The organism is Tsukamurella asaccharolytica, assembly GCF_007858435.1.
Lineage (GTDB): Bacteria > Actinomycetota > Actinomycetes > Mycobacteriales > Mycobacteriaceae > Tsukamurella > Tsukamurella asaccharolytica.
Map to the genome: position 1 here is coordinate 111074 of NZ_VIGW01000008.1, position 13638 is coordinate 124711.

The following is a 13638-nucleotide window of genomic DNA, read 5'->3' on the forward strand; positions in this document are numbered from 1 at the left end:
CGAGCCCGCCCGGTCGATGTTCGCCGCCGACAAGGCCTCCCGGGCCCTCGGCATCGAGATCGTCGATCTCCGCGCCGGCGCCGCGACCACGACGGTCACGGTGGGGGAGGCCATGGTCAACGGGCACGGGATCACCCACGGCGGCTATGTCTTCCTGCTGGCCGACACCACCTTCGCCCTCGCGTGCAACTCGCGGGGCGACGCCGCCGTCGCCGCGCGCGCCGACATCCGGTTCCTGCGCGCCACGCGGCTCGGCGACGTGCTCACCGCGACTGCGATCGAGCGGGAGCGGTTCGGCCGCAACGGCCTGTACGACGTCACGGTGCGGCGCGGTGACGAGGTGATCGCGGAGTTCCGCGGCGACAGCCGAACCCTCCCGTCGGGGCCCGCGAGGGGCGGGCCTGACCTCAGCTGACGACGTCCTTCGTGCGGAAGCCGCGGACCGCGAGCGCGAAGAAGACGACGGCGATGCTCACCGAGAGCGCGACGCCCTGCGCCATCGCCGCCCACTCGATGTCCGGCTGCAGCAGGTCGGTCCAGGCGTACTGCCAGTGCGCCGGCAGCGCGGCGCGCAGGCCGCCGAGGGCGGTCACCTGGTCGAGGACGCTGCCGATCACGGTGAGGCCCACGGCCCCGCCGACCGCCGCGAGCGGCGCGTCGGTGCGGGTCGAGAGCCACAGCGCGAGACCCGCGGTGGCGAGCTCGGAGACGATGATGAAGCCGGCCGCGAGCAGCAACCGCCACAGGCCGTCGGCCGCCGGTATCGCGGTGCTCGCGGGCGTCTGCAGCGGGCCCCAGCCGTAGGCGAGGGTGCCCGCGACCAGTGCGACCGCCGTGAGCAGCGCGATCGAGGCGATCGACAGGATCAGTGCGACGATGGCCTTCGTGACCAGCAGCCGGGTCCGTGGGACCGGTGCGGCCAGCAGGTACCGCAGCGACGACCAGTCCGCTTCCGAGGCCACGGCGTCGCCGAAGTACAGCGCCACGGGGATCACCAGCAGGAATCCGGTGCCCGCAATGAGGACGGTCGCGGTCAGGTTGAGCCCCGAGGTGGTCGCGACGTCGAACATCGACGGCCGCCCGCTGCCGCGGCCGTCGTCGTCGGTGCCCACGGCGAGAGCGACGATCAACACGATCGGCAGCGCCGCGAGGAGTGCCGCCATCACCAGGGTGCGGCGGCGCCGCAGCTGCCGGGCGAGCTCCACGCGCACCGTCAGGGTGTGCCCGGGCGTGTACCCCGGGGCGGCGCCGTGCGCGGAGTCGCGCGCGGTGGAGTCCTTCGTGGTGGTCATGCCTCGTCTCCTGTCAGCTGGAGGAACGCGTCTTCGAGGGTGCGCGAGCCGCCGTCCTCGCCCGCCTGCACGATCTCGTCGACGGTGCCGGCGGCGATGAGCTCGCCGCGGCGCAGCACCACGACGTGCGTGCAGGTCTGCTCGACCTCCGCCAGCAGGTGGCTGGAGACGATCACGGTCCGGCCGGTGGCGCCGTAGCGGACGATCGCGGCGCGCATCTCGCGGATCTGGGACGGGTCGAGGCCGTTGGTGGGCTCGTCGAGCACCAGCACGTCGGGCAGGCCGAGCATCGCCTGAGCGATGGCCAGGCGCTGGCGCATGCCCTGCGAGTACGTGCGCACGGGGCGCTGCAGCGCGCTGCCGAGGTCGGCGATCTCGAGCGCCTCCTCGAGGTGCGCCTGATCGGCCGGGCGGCCGGTGGCGCGCCAGTACAGATCCAGGTTGGCCCGGCCCGACAGGTGCGGCAGGAAGCCCGCGCCCTCCACGAAGGCGCCGACCCGCGAGAGCACCGGCGCGCCGGGCCGGATGGCGTGCCCGAAGACCCTGATCTCGCCCTCATCGGGCGTGATCAGCCCCATCAGCATGCGTAGGGTGGTCGTCTTGCCCGCGCCGTTGGGGCCCAACAGGCCCAGCACCTGGCCCCGGTCCACCCGGAAGGTGACGTCTCGCACGCTGTAACCGTCGCCGCCCGCGTACTTCTTGGACAGGCCGCTCACCTGGAGCGCGACATCGGCCAGGTCCGGGTCGACGGGCGGCGCCCCGCGCGGGCGCCTTACGAGGAGCACGGCCGCGGCGATCCCCAGCGCGACGAGCGGCAGCACCCACACCCAGGTGGGCAGCGGCGCCGGCGCAGTCTTCAGGGCCGGAACCTCGGGCACGGTCAGCGGACCGGTCGCCGTGATCGTGTGCGTCGCGGGCGCGTTCGGCGAAAGATAGGCCAGGTCGGTGGTCGCGAGCGCCAGACGCATCCGGTGACCGGCCGCGAACTCGTGGTCGATGACGGGCAGCCGGATCGTCGCCGTGGCCGATCCGCCGGTCACCGGGATCCGGATCGGCGCGGCGAGCTGCTGCGGCAGGGTCTGCGTGCCCTCGGGGCTCACGTCGTAGAGCTTGGCGAAGAGCACAGCCTCGGGTGCGGCGGAGTCGACCCTGATCGTCACCGTCGGTCCTCCGGTCACGGTGACCGGCTCGCTCAGCGGTTCGGAGTCGACGATGGCGGCCTGCGCCGGAAGGTCGCGTGAGAGCCCGGCGGCGCCGAGCGCAGCGGCGGAGGAGGCCAGGCCGCCGAGCCCAGGGACGCCCGAGATCGACGGCGGCGCACCGCCCGCCGGGTTCTCCGCCTGCTGCGGGGTACGCGGCAGCTCGACGGTCCGCGTGATGGTCCCGCCGAGCCCGGGGTAGGTGTCGGTGCTCGAGGCGCGGATCGTGCGCTCGCCGGACTCGCGGTCCACCCCGCCGGACCGGGAGACCTGGAACGCGGGCACGACGGGGGCGTCCTCGCCCTTGAGGTACCGGTCGAACCATTCCGTCGTGCGGGCGTTCACTCGAGCGTCCTCGGCGCTACCGGCGTCGTGCCCCCCGGCGATCCAGTCGACCGCGACGGGCGCGCCGTTCGCCGCGATGCGGCGTGCCGCCGCGTCGGCGTGCTCGAGCGGGAAGAGCGAATCGAGCTCGCCCTGCGCGAGGTACGTGGGGACGCGGATGTCCGCGCCCACCGTCGCGGGGCTCCGCGCAGCGAGCAGCGCGCGGTCGGCGTCCGTCACCGCGCCGCCCTGGGCGACCCGCGTGTACATCTCGCAGACGGCCGGCTCGAACCGGGCGCAGCCGCCCCCCATCGCGAACAGGATGCCGGCCCACTGCTTCTTGTAGACGCCCCCCGGGAACAGCGCCTGCTCGAGGTCCCAGTAGGTGATGCGCGGGGCGATGGCGTCGACGCGCGGGTCGCGCCCGGCGAGCAGGAGCGCCAGAGCGCCGCCGTAGCTGCCGCCGGCCACTCCGACGCGGGGGTCTCCGGGCCGGTCCTGCTGCACATCGGGGCGCGCGGCGAGCCAGTCGAGGAGCTTGCGGGCGTCGGCCACTTCGGCGTCGGGGGAATCGAGCCCGACCAGCCCCGTCGACTTCCCGAAGCCGCGCGCCGTGTACGTGAGGACCGCGTAGCCCCGTCCGGCGAGCTGTTCGGCCTCGTCGCGCACGTCCTCCTTGGAACCGCCGAAGCCGTGCGCGAGGAGCACCGCCGGCGCGGGGGTGGCACCGTCGGGCCGGAAGAAGGAGGTGTCCAGGCGCACCCCGGCCCCGTCGATCGTTTGGTCGGTGCGCTGGAACGACGGCGTGCCGCTTGCTCCCGCGAGGCCGCAGGCGGCCAGGATGATCAGGACGGCGACCAGCGCCGCACCGGTGACGAGCGGGCGCGCTGTGGCGCCGCGCAGAGCGCGAGGTGGGGGCACCCGACCAGGATAGGTGCGCTCGTCCGCGCTCGCCGCTGCGCGGATTCCGCCCACGGCGAAAAAGACTTTGCGATAGGCCATCGACGGCTGTCAGAGTGGGATCCGGCACTGACCGGGGAGTGGCCGGCGCGGGATACCGCGGCCGGTTCCGCGTGTTCGAACCGGCAAACCGACCAGTGGCACGGCCCCACCAGGGCTCAGAGGGTTCGAGTCCCTCGACCACCGTCCCGCCGGAAGCGCGGGCGGCAGCGGCCCTGCGATGCCCGGCCACGGCCCGGGACATCCCGCCGCCGCTGCCCGCCCGGCGGGCCGGCGCCACACCCATCAAGGCCCTCGGGCCGCCACGAGAGGAGATCCACCGTGTCGATCATGACCGCAGTCCGCGGCCGACGCATCGTCGTGCCGGTGGGCCGCCGCGCCGTCGAGTTCCGGGACGGCGCCGTCGCCCGCGTCCTCGAGTCCGGCCCTCATCGGGTTCGTCGGGCGCACAGCGTCGTCCCCGTCGTCGTCGCCGAGCGGCTGCTGGCCGTCGCGCCGCAGGAGGTCGTCACCGCTGAGTCCGTCCCGGTCCGGGTGTCGATGGCGCTGCGCGTGCGTGTCGCCGATCCCGTCGCGTACCTCGAGCGCGCCGCCGATCCCGACGCCGTCGTCTACCTGGCGGCGCAGGTCGCGCTGCGGGAGGTTCTGGGCGGCATCGGTATTGACGACCTGGTGCGCCGCACGGCGGCCGTCGACGGTGAGGCGATCCGCTCGCGCGTCGGCCCGGCCTCCGAGTCCGTGGGGATCGAGGTGCTCACCGTGGTGGTCAAGGACGTGGTGCTGCCGGCCGAGATCCGGAGCGCCGCGGTCGGCCTGATCACCGCCAAGGCGCGGGGCGCCGCCCGGCTGGAGGAGGCGCGGGCCGAGACGGCCGCGCTGCGGGCGCTCGCCAACGCCGGCCGGATGCTCGACGGCTCCCCGGCGCTGGCACGCCTGCGGATGATCGAGGCGACGCCGCCCGGCGCGACGATCGTCTTCAGCGACACGGGTCGGTGACCGCGCACGGCTGCAACAAGGCGACGCGCAGGTCGCCGGCAGGCGCCCGCTGACCGGCGTCAGTCGTCGCTCAGCATGTCCTTGACCATCGGGACGACGCGCTCGCCGTAGAGGGAGATCGACTCCACCAGGTCGGCGTGGGTCACCGGCTGGTCGTATTTGAGGTCGAACCGGTCGACGCCGAGGGTGCGGACGGTCGCGGCGATCCGTCGCGCCACGGTCTCGGGCGAGCCCAGGTACAGCGCTCCGGTCTCCACCTCGCGCTCGAAGTCGCCGGGCGAGGGCGGGGGCCAGCCGCGCTCGGCGCCCATGCGGCGGCGCATCCGGAGCCAGCCGTCGTGGACCAGGTCGCGGGCCCGCTCGTCGGTCTCCGCGACCAGCCCCGGCGAGTGCACGGCGATGGGTTGCGGCGATCCGCCGAACTCGTTCTCGGCCCGGCGGAACAGGTCGGTGTACGCCGCGAACCGCTCCGCGGGCCCGCCGATGATCGCGAGGAAGAGGCCGAAGCCGTACCGGGCCGTGCGGACGACCGATTCGGGGCTTCCCCCGACGCCCACCCAGGCGCGGATGCCGGCGGCCGTGGTGGGGTACACCCGCTGCTCGGTCAGCGGGGCGCGCGTCGTGCCCGACCAGGTGACCGGCTCCTCGGTGAGGAGCGCGGCGAGCAGCTCCAGCTTCTCCTCGAACAGCACCTCGTAGTCCCGCAGGTCGTAGCCGAACAGCGGGAAGGACTCAGTGAACGAGCCGCGGCCCGCGACGATCTCGGCGCGGCCGTTCGAGACGGCGTCGAGCGTCGCGAAGCGCTCGTAGACGCGCACCGGATCGTCCGAGCTGAGCACCGTGACGGTGGAACCGAGGCGGATGGTCTCGGTGCGACCGGCGATCGCCGCGAGGACCGTCTCCGGGCTGGAGACGGCGAAATCGGCGCGGTGGTGCTCGCCGACGCCGAAGAAGTCGAGGCCCGCGCGGTCGGCCGCGACGGCCTCGTCGACGAGGTCGCGGATCACCTGCGGATGGGGCAACGGCTCGCCCTGGGCGTCCTTGGTCACGCCGCCGAAGGTGTCCACGCCGAACTCGGGAATCGTCATGAGCGACATCGTACACCCAATCGGACCGCAGTCCGCATAGTGCGCGTCCGGCGCTACACGACGCCGTGGAGGGGCGGCCGCTCCTCGTTGAGCGTGTACCGGCCCAGATGGTGCACCTTGTACCGCACGGGGTCGTGCAGCGTATGGGTGCGCGCGTCGCGCCAGTACCGGTCCAGGCCCAGCCCGCCCGCGGCGCTCCGCGTGCCACTCACCTCGAACAGCGCCGACGGCACCTCGGTGGCCGCCCGGTCCGCGAGCACCTTGGCGGTGGCCACGGCGAGCGAGGCCTCCGCCGCGGCGTCCGGCCCGGGCGTCGCGAAAGCGTCATCCACCGCGCGCCCGGCGACGGTCAGCGCCGCCTCCGCGGCGCGCACCGCCACGGTCAGCTCGCCGAAGCGCTGGATCACGAGCGGATCGTCCTGCGCCCGGTCGACGCCCGCCTCGAACCAGGGCCGCGACTTGGTCCGGACGAAGTCGGCCGCGGCCTCCACCGCGCCGCGAGCGAGCCCGGCGTCGATGGCGACGTGCAACAGCTGGGCGAACGCGCCGTAGCCGGTGGGCTCGGAGACCGCGGCCGAGCGCGGTAGGACTGCGTCGAGCGGTACGGCGACGTCGTCGAACCGGACGGTGCCGCTGCCGGTCGTGCGCTGGCCGAGCGCGTTCCAGTCGTCCGCGATGGTGACGCCGGGGGTGTCGGCCGGCACGAAGGCGACGACCTGCTCGCCTGTGTCCGGATCGCGGGCGAGCACCGCGAGGAGGTGCGCGTAGGGCGAACCCGTGCAGTAGAACTTCTCGCCGTCGAGGTACGCGCGATCGGCCGCGCGCGTCAGAGTCGTCGCCACCTCTGCGACCGTCCTGCCGCCCCGCTCCGACTGCGCGTTGGCAATCCGCGCCCCGTCGAGCACCTGCTTGAAGATCCTGCGCTGCAGTGCCTCCGGCCCCGCGAGGCGCAGGGCGGTGAGGTACACGTAGTGGCTGTGCGGAATCTGGGCGAGTGACGCGTCCGCGGTCGCCAGGATGCGGAAGACCTCCGCGACGACCGACGGCGGCAGGTCGGGTCCGCCGAAGCGGTCGGGCACCGTCAACGCGAAGAGGCCGGCGTCGGAGAGGTATTCGACCTCCGCGTGGGGGAGGCGTCGCTCGCGGTCCCGCTCGGCCGCACCGTCGGCGAACCTGTCGGCGAGCTCGCGCGCCGCGGCGACCGCGGCCTCGGCGGTGTCGATCGCCGCGGCGGGCCGCGAGTCGACGTCCGGCGCGACCGTCACACCAGTGCCTCGGAGCGGCTCGCCTCGATCTCGCGGACCAGCGGCAGGACCTTCTCGCCGAAGTACTCGATCTCCTCCTGGAAGTGGAGGAAGCCGCCGAGGATGAGGTCGACGCCGAGCTCCTTGTACGCGACGATCCGCTCCGCGACCTGCTCCGGCGTGCCGATGAGCTGGGTGCGGAAGCCGTCGTTGTACTGGACCAGGTCCTCGAACGACGAGTCGGCCCACATGCCGCGGCCGTCCGAGGTGGACTTGCCGGCCTGCTGCACGGCATCCCGGAAACCCTCGACCGCGGGCTTGTTCGCCTTCTCGACGATCTCGCGGAGGGTGTCGCGCGCCTCCTTCTCGGTGTCGCGGGCGATGATGAAGCCGTTGAGGCCGAACTTGACCTCCCGCTGCGCTTCCCGAGCCACGCGGCGCAGGTCGTCGAGCTGATCGGTGACGCCGTCGAAGTCCTTGCCGTTGGAGAAGTACCAGTCGGCGTACTTGCCGCCGTTGACGCGTGCGGCGGAGGAGTTGCCACCCTGGAACAGTTCCGGGTTGGGGCGCTCCGGGGTGTTGAGCGGCTTGGGCTTGAGCGTGAAGTCGCGGATCCGGTAGAAGTCGCCACCGAAGTCGACGTTGTCCTCGGTCCAGATCTTGCGGATCACCTCGAGGAACTCCGCGCTGCGTCGGTAACGCTCGTCGTGCTCGAGCCACGGCTCGCCGAGGGCCTTGAACTCGCCGGCGAACCAGCCGGAGACCACGTTGATCGCGAACCGGCCGTTCGAGAGGTGGTCGGCGGTGGCGCCGAACTTGGCGAGGACGGCCGGGTGCCACAGTCCCGGGTGCACGGCGGCGATGACCTTGAGCTTCTCCGTCGCGCCGAGCAGGGCGAGGCTGAACGACGTGGACTCGTGCTGGTACTCGGCGCCGTAGCTGGCCATGTACCGCACCTGCGAGAGGGCGTACTCGAAGCCCACGCGCTCGGCGGTCTGCGCCAGCTTCTTGTTGTACTCGAAGTCCCAGCTGGTGCGCTGCTCGATGTCGCTGGTGACCAGGCCACCCGAGACGTTGGGCACCCAGTAGGCGAACTTGATCTGGTCGGCGATCTTCTCGGTTGTCATCCGTGCAGTCCTTCTGGGCTAGGAGGTGGGGGAGAGGTCGGGCAGGAAGGCGCCGCGTACGGGCTCCGACGATGCGTCGGACGCGCCGAGCAGGCCGCGCTTCGCGAGTCGCGGCCGGACGCCCTCACCGAAGTGGTACGCCTCCTCCAGGTGCGGATACCCGGAGAGGATGAAGTGGTCGAGGCCGAGCGCTGCGTACTCGGCGATGAGATCGGCGACCTCGTCGTGCGAGCCGACGAGCGCGGTGCCCGCGCCGCCGCGGACCAGGCCCACGCCGGACCACAGGCCCGGGTACACCTGCAACGATCGGGCATCCGCGGCCTCGTCGAAGGCCGCGCCGCCGCCGTGCAGTTCGCGCATCAGGCGCTGCCCCTCGGACTCGCTCTTCGCCAGGCTCGCCTGGGCGGCGCGCACCGTCGCGGGGTCGAGGTTGTTCAGCAGGCGGTTCGCCTCGGCCCACGCCTCCTCGCTGGTGTCGCGTGAAATGACGTGCAGCCGGATGCCGTAGGTGAGTTCGCGGCCCTGCTCGGCGGCGAGACCACGGATCCAATCCACCTTCTTCGTCACCTGCGCGGGCGGTTCGCCCCACGTGAGGTAGGTGTCGGCGTGCTTCGCCGCGACGTCGCCGGCGGCGGGCGAACTGCCGCCGAAGAAGATCGGGGGAGCAGGATCGGGGCGGCGGGCGAGGAGCGCGTTCTCCGCGGAGACGTACTTCCCGGCGACGTTCACCGGTTCGGACGAGCTCCACAGCTGCGTGGTGATGTCGAGGAACTCACTGCACCGGGCGTACCGCTCGTCCTTGCTCAGGGTGTCGCCGAAGGCGCGCTGCTCGGAGGACTCGCCGCCGGTGACGACGTTGAGCAGGACGCGCCCGCCGGACTGCCACTGCAGGGTGCTCGCCATCTGTGCCGAGAGCAGCGGGCTGACCAGTCCCGGACGCAGTGCGACCAGGAACTTGAGCGTCTGCGTGGCCTCGGTGAGGAGCGCAGCGGTGAGCCACGAGTCCTCGCACCACAGCCCGGTGGGGATGAGGACGGATTCGAAATCGTTCGCCTCCGCGGCCAGGGCCAGCTGCTTGAGGTAATGCAGGTTCGCGGGACGGTCGCCGTTCATCGAGCTGCCGTGCCCGCCCGCCATGAGGTTCCGCGAGTCGCCGTAGGTCGGCAGAAACCAGTGCAGGTGGAGAGGTGTGCGCGAGCTCACATCGGCCTTCCGTCGGGGAGCGAGAATTACGAAGCTCCAGTTCATCACCGCGCGTAGTCGGGGGCCAGGGTTCGACTCGCGGTGCGTCGAACGTGCACACCTACCTGTCAGTAGCTACCCTAGGAAAGGAGTTAGTTAGAGTTCCGTAGTGAAAAGAGGTGTCAGATGTCGATCGAGACGGAGCGGGGCGACGGCCCCACGACGATCGGTACTACCGCGACGGCTGGTGCTACGGCGGCAGGGGCCGCCGCGGCGGAGGCCGAGCGGCTTCCCCAGGTGATCGCGCGGATCTTCGCCCGGTACGCGGATCGTCCGGCGTTCGGGACGCGGGCGGGCGGCCCCCGGGAGCCCTTCACCACCGTCACCTACGGCGAGATCTGGCGCCGGGTCACTGCGCTGGCGGCGGCGTGGCGCAGCGAGCTGGATCCGGGGGACTTCGTCGCGATCCTCGGCTTCACCAGCGCGGACTTCGTCACCGTCGACCTGGCGTCCACGCTTCTCGGCGCCCCGAACGTGCCGCTGCAGGCCGGAGCCCCCGCCGCCCGGATCGCCGCGATCCTCGACGAGACCCGCCCCAAGGTCTTCGCCGTCAGCGCTGACCAGGTCGGACTCGCCGAGCAGGCGCTCGGCGAATCCTCCGCGACGCCCCGGGTCGTGGTGTTCGACGGCGAGCACGCCGGCTACGAGGGGATCGAGTCCGACATCCTCGCGGGTGAGGTCCTGCCCGCACCGGAGTTCTTCGAGGCCGAGCCCGGGACCGACCCCCTGGTGACGTTGATCTACACCTCGGGGAGCACGGGTACCCCGAAGGGCGCGATGTACACGGAGAAGCTGGTCGTCGACGCGTGGCTGAAGGTGGATACCTTCGTCGACTTCGACCTGCCGTCCGAATCGCTACTGCACTTCCTCCCGATGAGCCACATGTACGGCCGGAACTGGCTCATCGCCGGGCTGGCCTCGGGCGGCACCGGCTACTTCGCCGCCTCGTCCGACATGTCGACGCTGTTCGACGACCTCGCCGACGTCCGCCCGACCGCCATCGGTTTCGTTCCCCGGGTGTGCGAGTTGATCCATCAGCGGTTCCTGGCCGTCGAGTCGGAGACCGACACGGAGACGGCGCGCGCCGAGCTGCGCGACCGGGTCCTCGGCGGCCGCCTCCAGGTGGTGATGAGCGCCAGCGCCGCGCTCTCCGCGGAGCTACAGACCTTCATGGAATGGCTGCTGGGCGTCGAGATCCAGATCGGGTACGGCTCCACCGAAGCGGGCGGCATCCTGCGCGACGGAGCGATCGTCCGCCCGCCGGTCACCGAATACAAGCTCATCGACGTCCCCGAGCTCGGCTACGCCGTGACGGATGCGCCGCATCCTCGCGGCGAGCTCCTGGTCAAGTCGACCCAGCTGATCCCCTGCTACTACAACTCGGACAAGCGGATCCGCGACGACGAGGGCTTCTATCACACCGGCGACGTCATGGCCGAGCTCGCGCCCGACCGCCTCGAGTACGTCGACCGCCGCAGCAACGTGATCAAGCTCGCGCAGGGCGAGTTCGTGCCGATCGCCCAGCTCGAGGCGACCTACGCCGCCGGGCCCGACGTGCACCAGATCTTCCTCTACGGCACCAGCGAGCGTTCCTACCTGCTCGGCGTGGTGGTACCGGCGCCCGGTCCCGACGGTGAGTCCGAGGCCGACACCCGTGCGCGCGTCCTCGACGGCCTGGCGGCGATCGCCCGCGCGAACGACCTCGCATCCTACGAGCTGCCGCGCGATGTGATCATCGAGCGCGAGCCCTTCTCGCAGGAGAACGGGCTGCGCTCGGGCATTGGCAAGCTCGTCCGTCCCGCCCTCGTCGCCCGATACGGCGACGAGCTGAACGCCCTGTACGACGCCGCCGAGAACCGGCGCCGCGACGGCCTGCGTGCCCTCGACGCCGACGGCTCCGTGACGGAGACCGTCGTGCGGGCCGCCGCTCTGACCCTCGGCGTGCTCCCGGAGGAGCTCGACGAGGACACCCGGTTCCTCGACTTCGGCGGCGACTCGCTGTCGGCGCTCTCCCTCGCCACCACGCTCGAGGGGATCTACGACCTGCCGGTGCCGGTGCAGACGATCGTCGGTCCCACCGCGACGCTGCGCGGCGTGATCGCGCACATCGAGGAGGCCCGGTCGGGCGGCGTCCAGGCGCCCACCGCCGCGTCGATCCATGGCGCAGGCGCCGTCGTCGCCCGCGCGTCCGACCTGCGGCTCGACCGCTTCATCGACCCGGGCCTGCTGGCGGCGGCACCGTCTCTCCCCGCCCCGCACGGCGAGCCCGCGACGGTGCTGGTCACCGGCGGCACCGGTTACCTCGGCCGGTTCCTGCTGCTCGAGTGGCTGCGCCGGGTCGCGCCGCACGGCGGCACCGTCGTGGCCCTCGTCCGCGGGGCCGACGCCGACGACGCTCGCGCTCGCGTCTTCGATGCGATCGGGACCTCGGATCCGGAGCTCACCGCCGAGTTCGGGGAGCTCGCCGCGCGCCACCTGGAGGTGGTCGCCGGGGACTTCGGCGCACCGTCGCTGGGTCTCGATGACCCGACCTGGGACCGCCTGGCCGAGCGCGTGGATCACGTGGCGCACTGCGGCGCCATGGTCAACCACGTGCTGCCCTACGACCAGTTGTTCGGCCCGAACGTCGTCGGGACCGCGGAGATCGCCCGGCTCGCGCTCACCGTGCGTCGCAAATCGATCGACTACGTCTCGACGGTGGCGGTGGTCCCGCAGGACGACGGCCGTCTGCTCGTCGAGGACGACGACGTCCGGGTGGCCGGCGCCGAACGCAGGATCGGCGCGGACGCCTACGCCAACGGCTACGCCCTGAGCAAGTGGGCGGGCGAAGTGCTCCTCCGCGAGGCCGCCGACCTCGCGGAACTGCCGGTGCGGGTCTTCCGTTCGAACATGATCCTGGCCCACAGCCGCTTCCGCGGGCAGTACAACCCGGTGGACCAGTTCACCCGGCTACTGCTGAGCATCGCCGAGACGGGCCTCGCGCCCGCGTCCTTCTCCGCCGACCCGAGCGGGCCGCGCGCGCACTACGACGGCCTGCCCGTGGACTTCACCGCCGAGGCGATCACCCGTCTCGGGTCCGCGGGCCGGACCGGTTTCCGCACGTTCCACGTCCTCAACGTCGCCGAGGGCGGCGCGGGTCTCGACGACTTCGTGGACTGGATCGCCGAGGACCGCCCGATCGAGCGGATCGCGGACTACGACGAGTGGCTCACGCGATTCGAGGCGGCGCTGCGCGCCCTCCCCCCGGAGGACCGTCACCGCTCGGTGCTGCCGCTGCTGCACTCCTTCACGACGCCCGCCGCGGCCGGCGCCGGCGCGGCGCTCAGTGCAGACCGGTTCCGCGAGTCCGTCCGCGCCGAGAACGTGGGGCCGGGCGACATCCCGCAGCTCGATCGCGGGCTGATCGAGCGGTATCTCGACGGGTTCACGGCGGCGGGGTGGCTCGACTAGGGCTGCCACGGCGGTGGGACGGGCACGCCGCCGAACCGCCCGTCATCCACAGATAAGCGTATGTAACGTTTTTCCTCCACAGGGCCCGCTTCGGACGCCGTCCGGGGCGGGCCCTGCGCGCGACACTCGTCGACGACGGCCGGGAACCGCCGGTCGCGCGAGACGACGAGGAGGCGCGTCATGCCCGGGGTTCTGGTATTCGCAGCGGGGAACGTCACGAACGATCTGACCTACCGGGAGTCGGCCCGCGATCAGCGGCACGACTTCCTGAGCTTCACGATGGCGGCCAACAACGGCTACCTGGACGACAACGGAGAGTGGAAGCAGACCAGCACGGTCTGGCTCAACGTCAAGGCCTTCGGCGCGCTCGCCCGCAACGCACGCGCGGTGATCGCGAAGGGTCGGCCCGTCATCGTGCACGGCGAACTCAAGCACGAGACCTTCGACGGCGCCGACGGGCAGCGGCACAGCTCGCTGGACCTCAAGGCCGACGCGATCGGCCTCAACCTGCGGATGTGCGCGAGCCAGTACGTCGGCACGGGGGAGCGGTACCGTGAGGTCGCGCCGCCCCTGGAGACGGTCGCCGGCGTTCCGGCGGACGGTTCGGCGGTCGACGGTCCGGACGTCAGCGGACCGGCGCTGGTCGGCGAACCGGACCTCTAGGCTCGGGGAGGCGCAGGATCTCACACCCGGTCGTGCGGCAGCGTGAGGTCGAG

General features: G+C 72.2%; 10 protein-coding genes. 4 read left to right on the plus strand and 6 right to left on the minus strand.

All coding sequences use genetic code 11. From position 1 onward, the window contains the following. Positions 1-16 precede the first annotated feature (16 nt). Entirely contained in the window at positions 17-415 is a 399-nt protein-coding gene (gene paaI, locus FK529_RS14970) for a hydroxyphenylacetyl-CoA thioesterase PaaI (RefSeq protein ID WP_146562670.1), read from the plus strand. Here paaI and FK529_RS14975 read toward each other — a convergent pair. Further along, positions 408-1292, minus strand: a complete 885-nt coding sequence (locus tag FK529_RS14975; protein ID WP_146562615.1) for an ABC transporter permease — start codon at positions 1290-1292, stop codon at positions 408-410. The genes paaI and FK529_RS14975 overlap by 8 nt on opposite strands. Next, on the minus strand, positions 1289-3736 hold the full coding sequence (locus FK529_RS14980) for an alpha/beta fold hydrolase (RefSeq protein ID WP_231703100.1): 2448 nt from the start codon (positions 3734-3736) through the stop codon (positions 1289-1291). Before FK529_RS14980 ends, FK529_RS14975 begins: the two co-directional genes overlap by 4 nt. Before the next feature lie 369 nt (positions 3737-4105). Between FK529_RS14980 and FK529_RS14985 the strand changes: the two genes are divergently transcribed. Next, positions 4106-4771: an SPFH domain-containing protein gene (locus FK529_RS14985; RefSeq protein ID WP_146562620.1), complete on the plus strand. Its 666-nt coding sequence runs from the start codon at positions 4106-4108 to the stop codon at positions 4769-4771. A gap of 59 nt (positions 4772-4830) precedes the next feature. On the opposite strand, the gene FK529_RS14990 is transcribed toward FK529_RS14985, so the two are convergent. The 4 genes from FK529_RS14990 to FK529_RS15005 are packed head-to-tail and all read right to left on the minus strand — an operon-like array spanning position 4831 to position 9367. Continuing rightward, positions 4831-5859: an Atu2307/SP_0267 family LLM class monooxygenase gene (locus FK529_RS14990; RefSeq protein ID WP_146562623.1), complete on the minus strand. Its 1029-nt coding sequence runs from the start codon at positions 5857-5859 to the stop codon at positions 4831-4833. A 53-nt stretch (positions 5860-5912) separates the two neighbouring features. Continuing rightward, a complete protein-coding gene (locus FK529_RS14995; protein ID WP_146562625.1) occupies positions 5913-7124 on the minus strand; it encodes an SfnB family sulfur acquisition oxidoreductase in 1212 nt (403 codons plus the stop codon). Next, positions 7121-8230, minus strand: coding sequence for a dimethylsulfone monooxygenase SfnG (sfnG, locus tag FK529_RS15000; RefSeq protein ID WP_146562627.1), 1110 nt, complete (start codon positions 8228-8230; stop codon positions 7121-7123). Before sfnG ends, FK529_RS14995 begins: the two co-directional genes overlap by 4 nt. Before the next feature lie 18 nt (positions 8231-8248). Further along, positions 8249-9367 (minus strand): LLM class flavin-dependent oxidoreductase, encoded by a 1119-nt coding sequence (locus FK529_RS15005; RefSeq protein WP_231703105.1) that lies wholly within the window; start codon positions 9365-9367, stop codon positions 8249-8251. A gap of 231 nt (positions 9368-9598) precedes the next feature. Between FK529_RS15005 and car the strand changes: the two genes are divergently transcribed. Together car and FK529_RS15015 are read left to right on the plus strand one after the other, a co-directional pair. After that, on the plus strand, positions 9599-12922 hold the full coding sequence (gene car, locus FK529_RS15010; RefSeq protein ID WP_146562631.1) for a carboxylic acid reductase: 3324 nt from the start codon (positions 9599-9601) through the stop codon (positions 12920-12922). Between the two features lie 180 nt (positions 12923-13102). Then, a complete protein-coding gene (locus FK529_RS15015) occupies positions 13103-13585 on the plus strand; it encodes a single-stranded DNA-binding protein (protein WP_146562633.1) in 483 nt (160 codons plus the stop codon). Positions 13586-13638 lie beyond the last annotated feature (53 nt).

Coding starts and splice junctions, on each gene's coding strand:
- FK529_RS14990 (WP_146562623.1), bottom strand. CDS start 5,859: ATGACGATTCCCGAGTTCGGCGTGGACACCTTCGGCGGCGTGACCAAG.
- car (WP_146562631.1), top strand. CDS start 9,599: ATGTCGATCGAGACGGAGCGGGGCGACGGCCCCACGACGATCGGTACT.
- FK529_RS14975 (WP_146562615.1), bottom strand. CDS start 1,292: ATGACCACCACGAAGGACTCCACCGCGCGCGACTCCGCGCACGGCGCC.
- paaI (WP_146562670.1), top strand. CDS start 17: ATGTTCGCCGCCGACAAGGCCTCCCGGGCCCTCGGCATCGAGATCGTC.
- FK529_RS14985 (WP_146562620.1), top strand. CDS start 4,106: ATGACCGCAGTCCGCGGCCGACGCATCGTCGTGCCGGTGGGCCGCCGC.
- FK529_RS15005 (WP_231703105.1), bottom strand. CDS start 9,367: ATGGCGGGCGGGCACGGCAGCTCGATGAACGGCGACCGTCCCGCGAAC.
- sfnG (WP_146562627.1), bottom strand. CDS start 8,230: ATGACAACCGAGAAGATCGCCGACCAGATCAAGTTCGCCTACTGGGTG.
- FK529_RS15015 (WP_146562633.1), top strand. CDS start 13,103: ATGCCCGGGGTTCTGGTATTCGCAGCGGGGAACGTCACGAACGATCTG.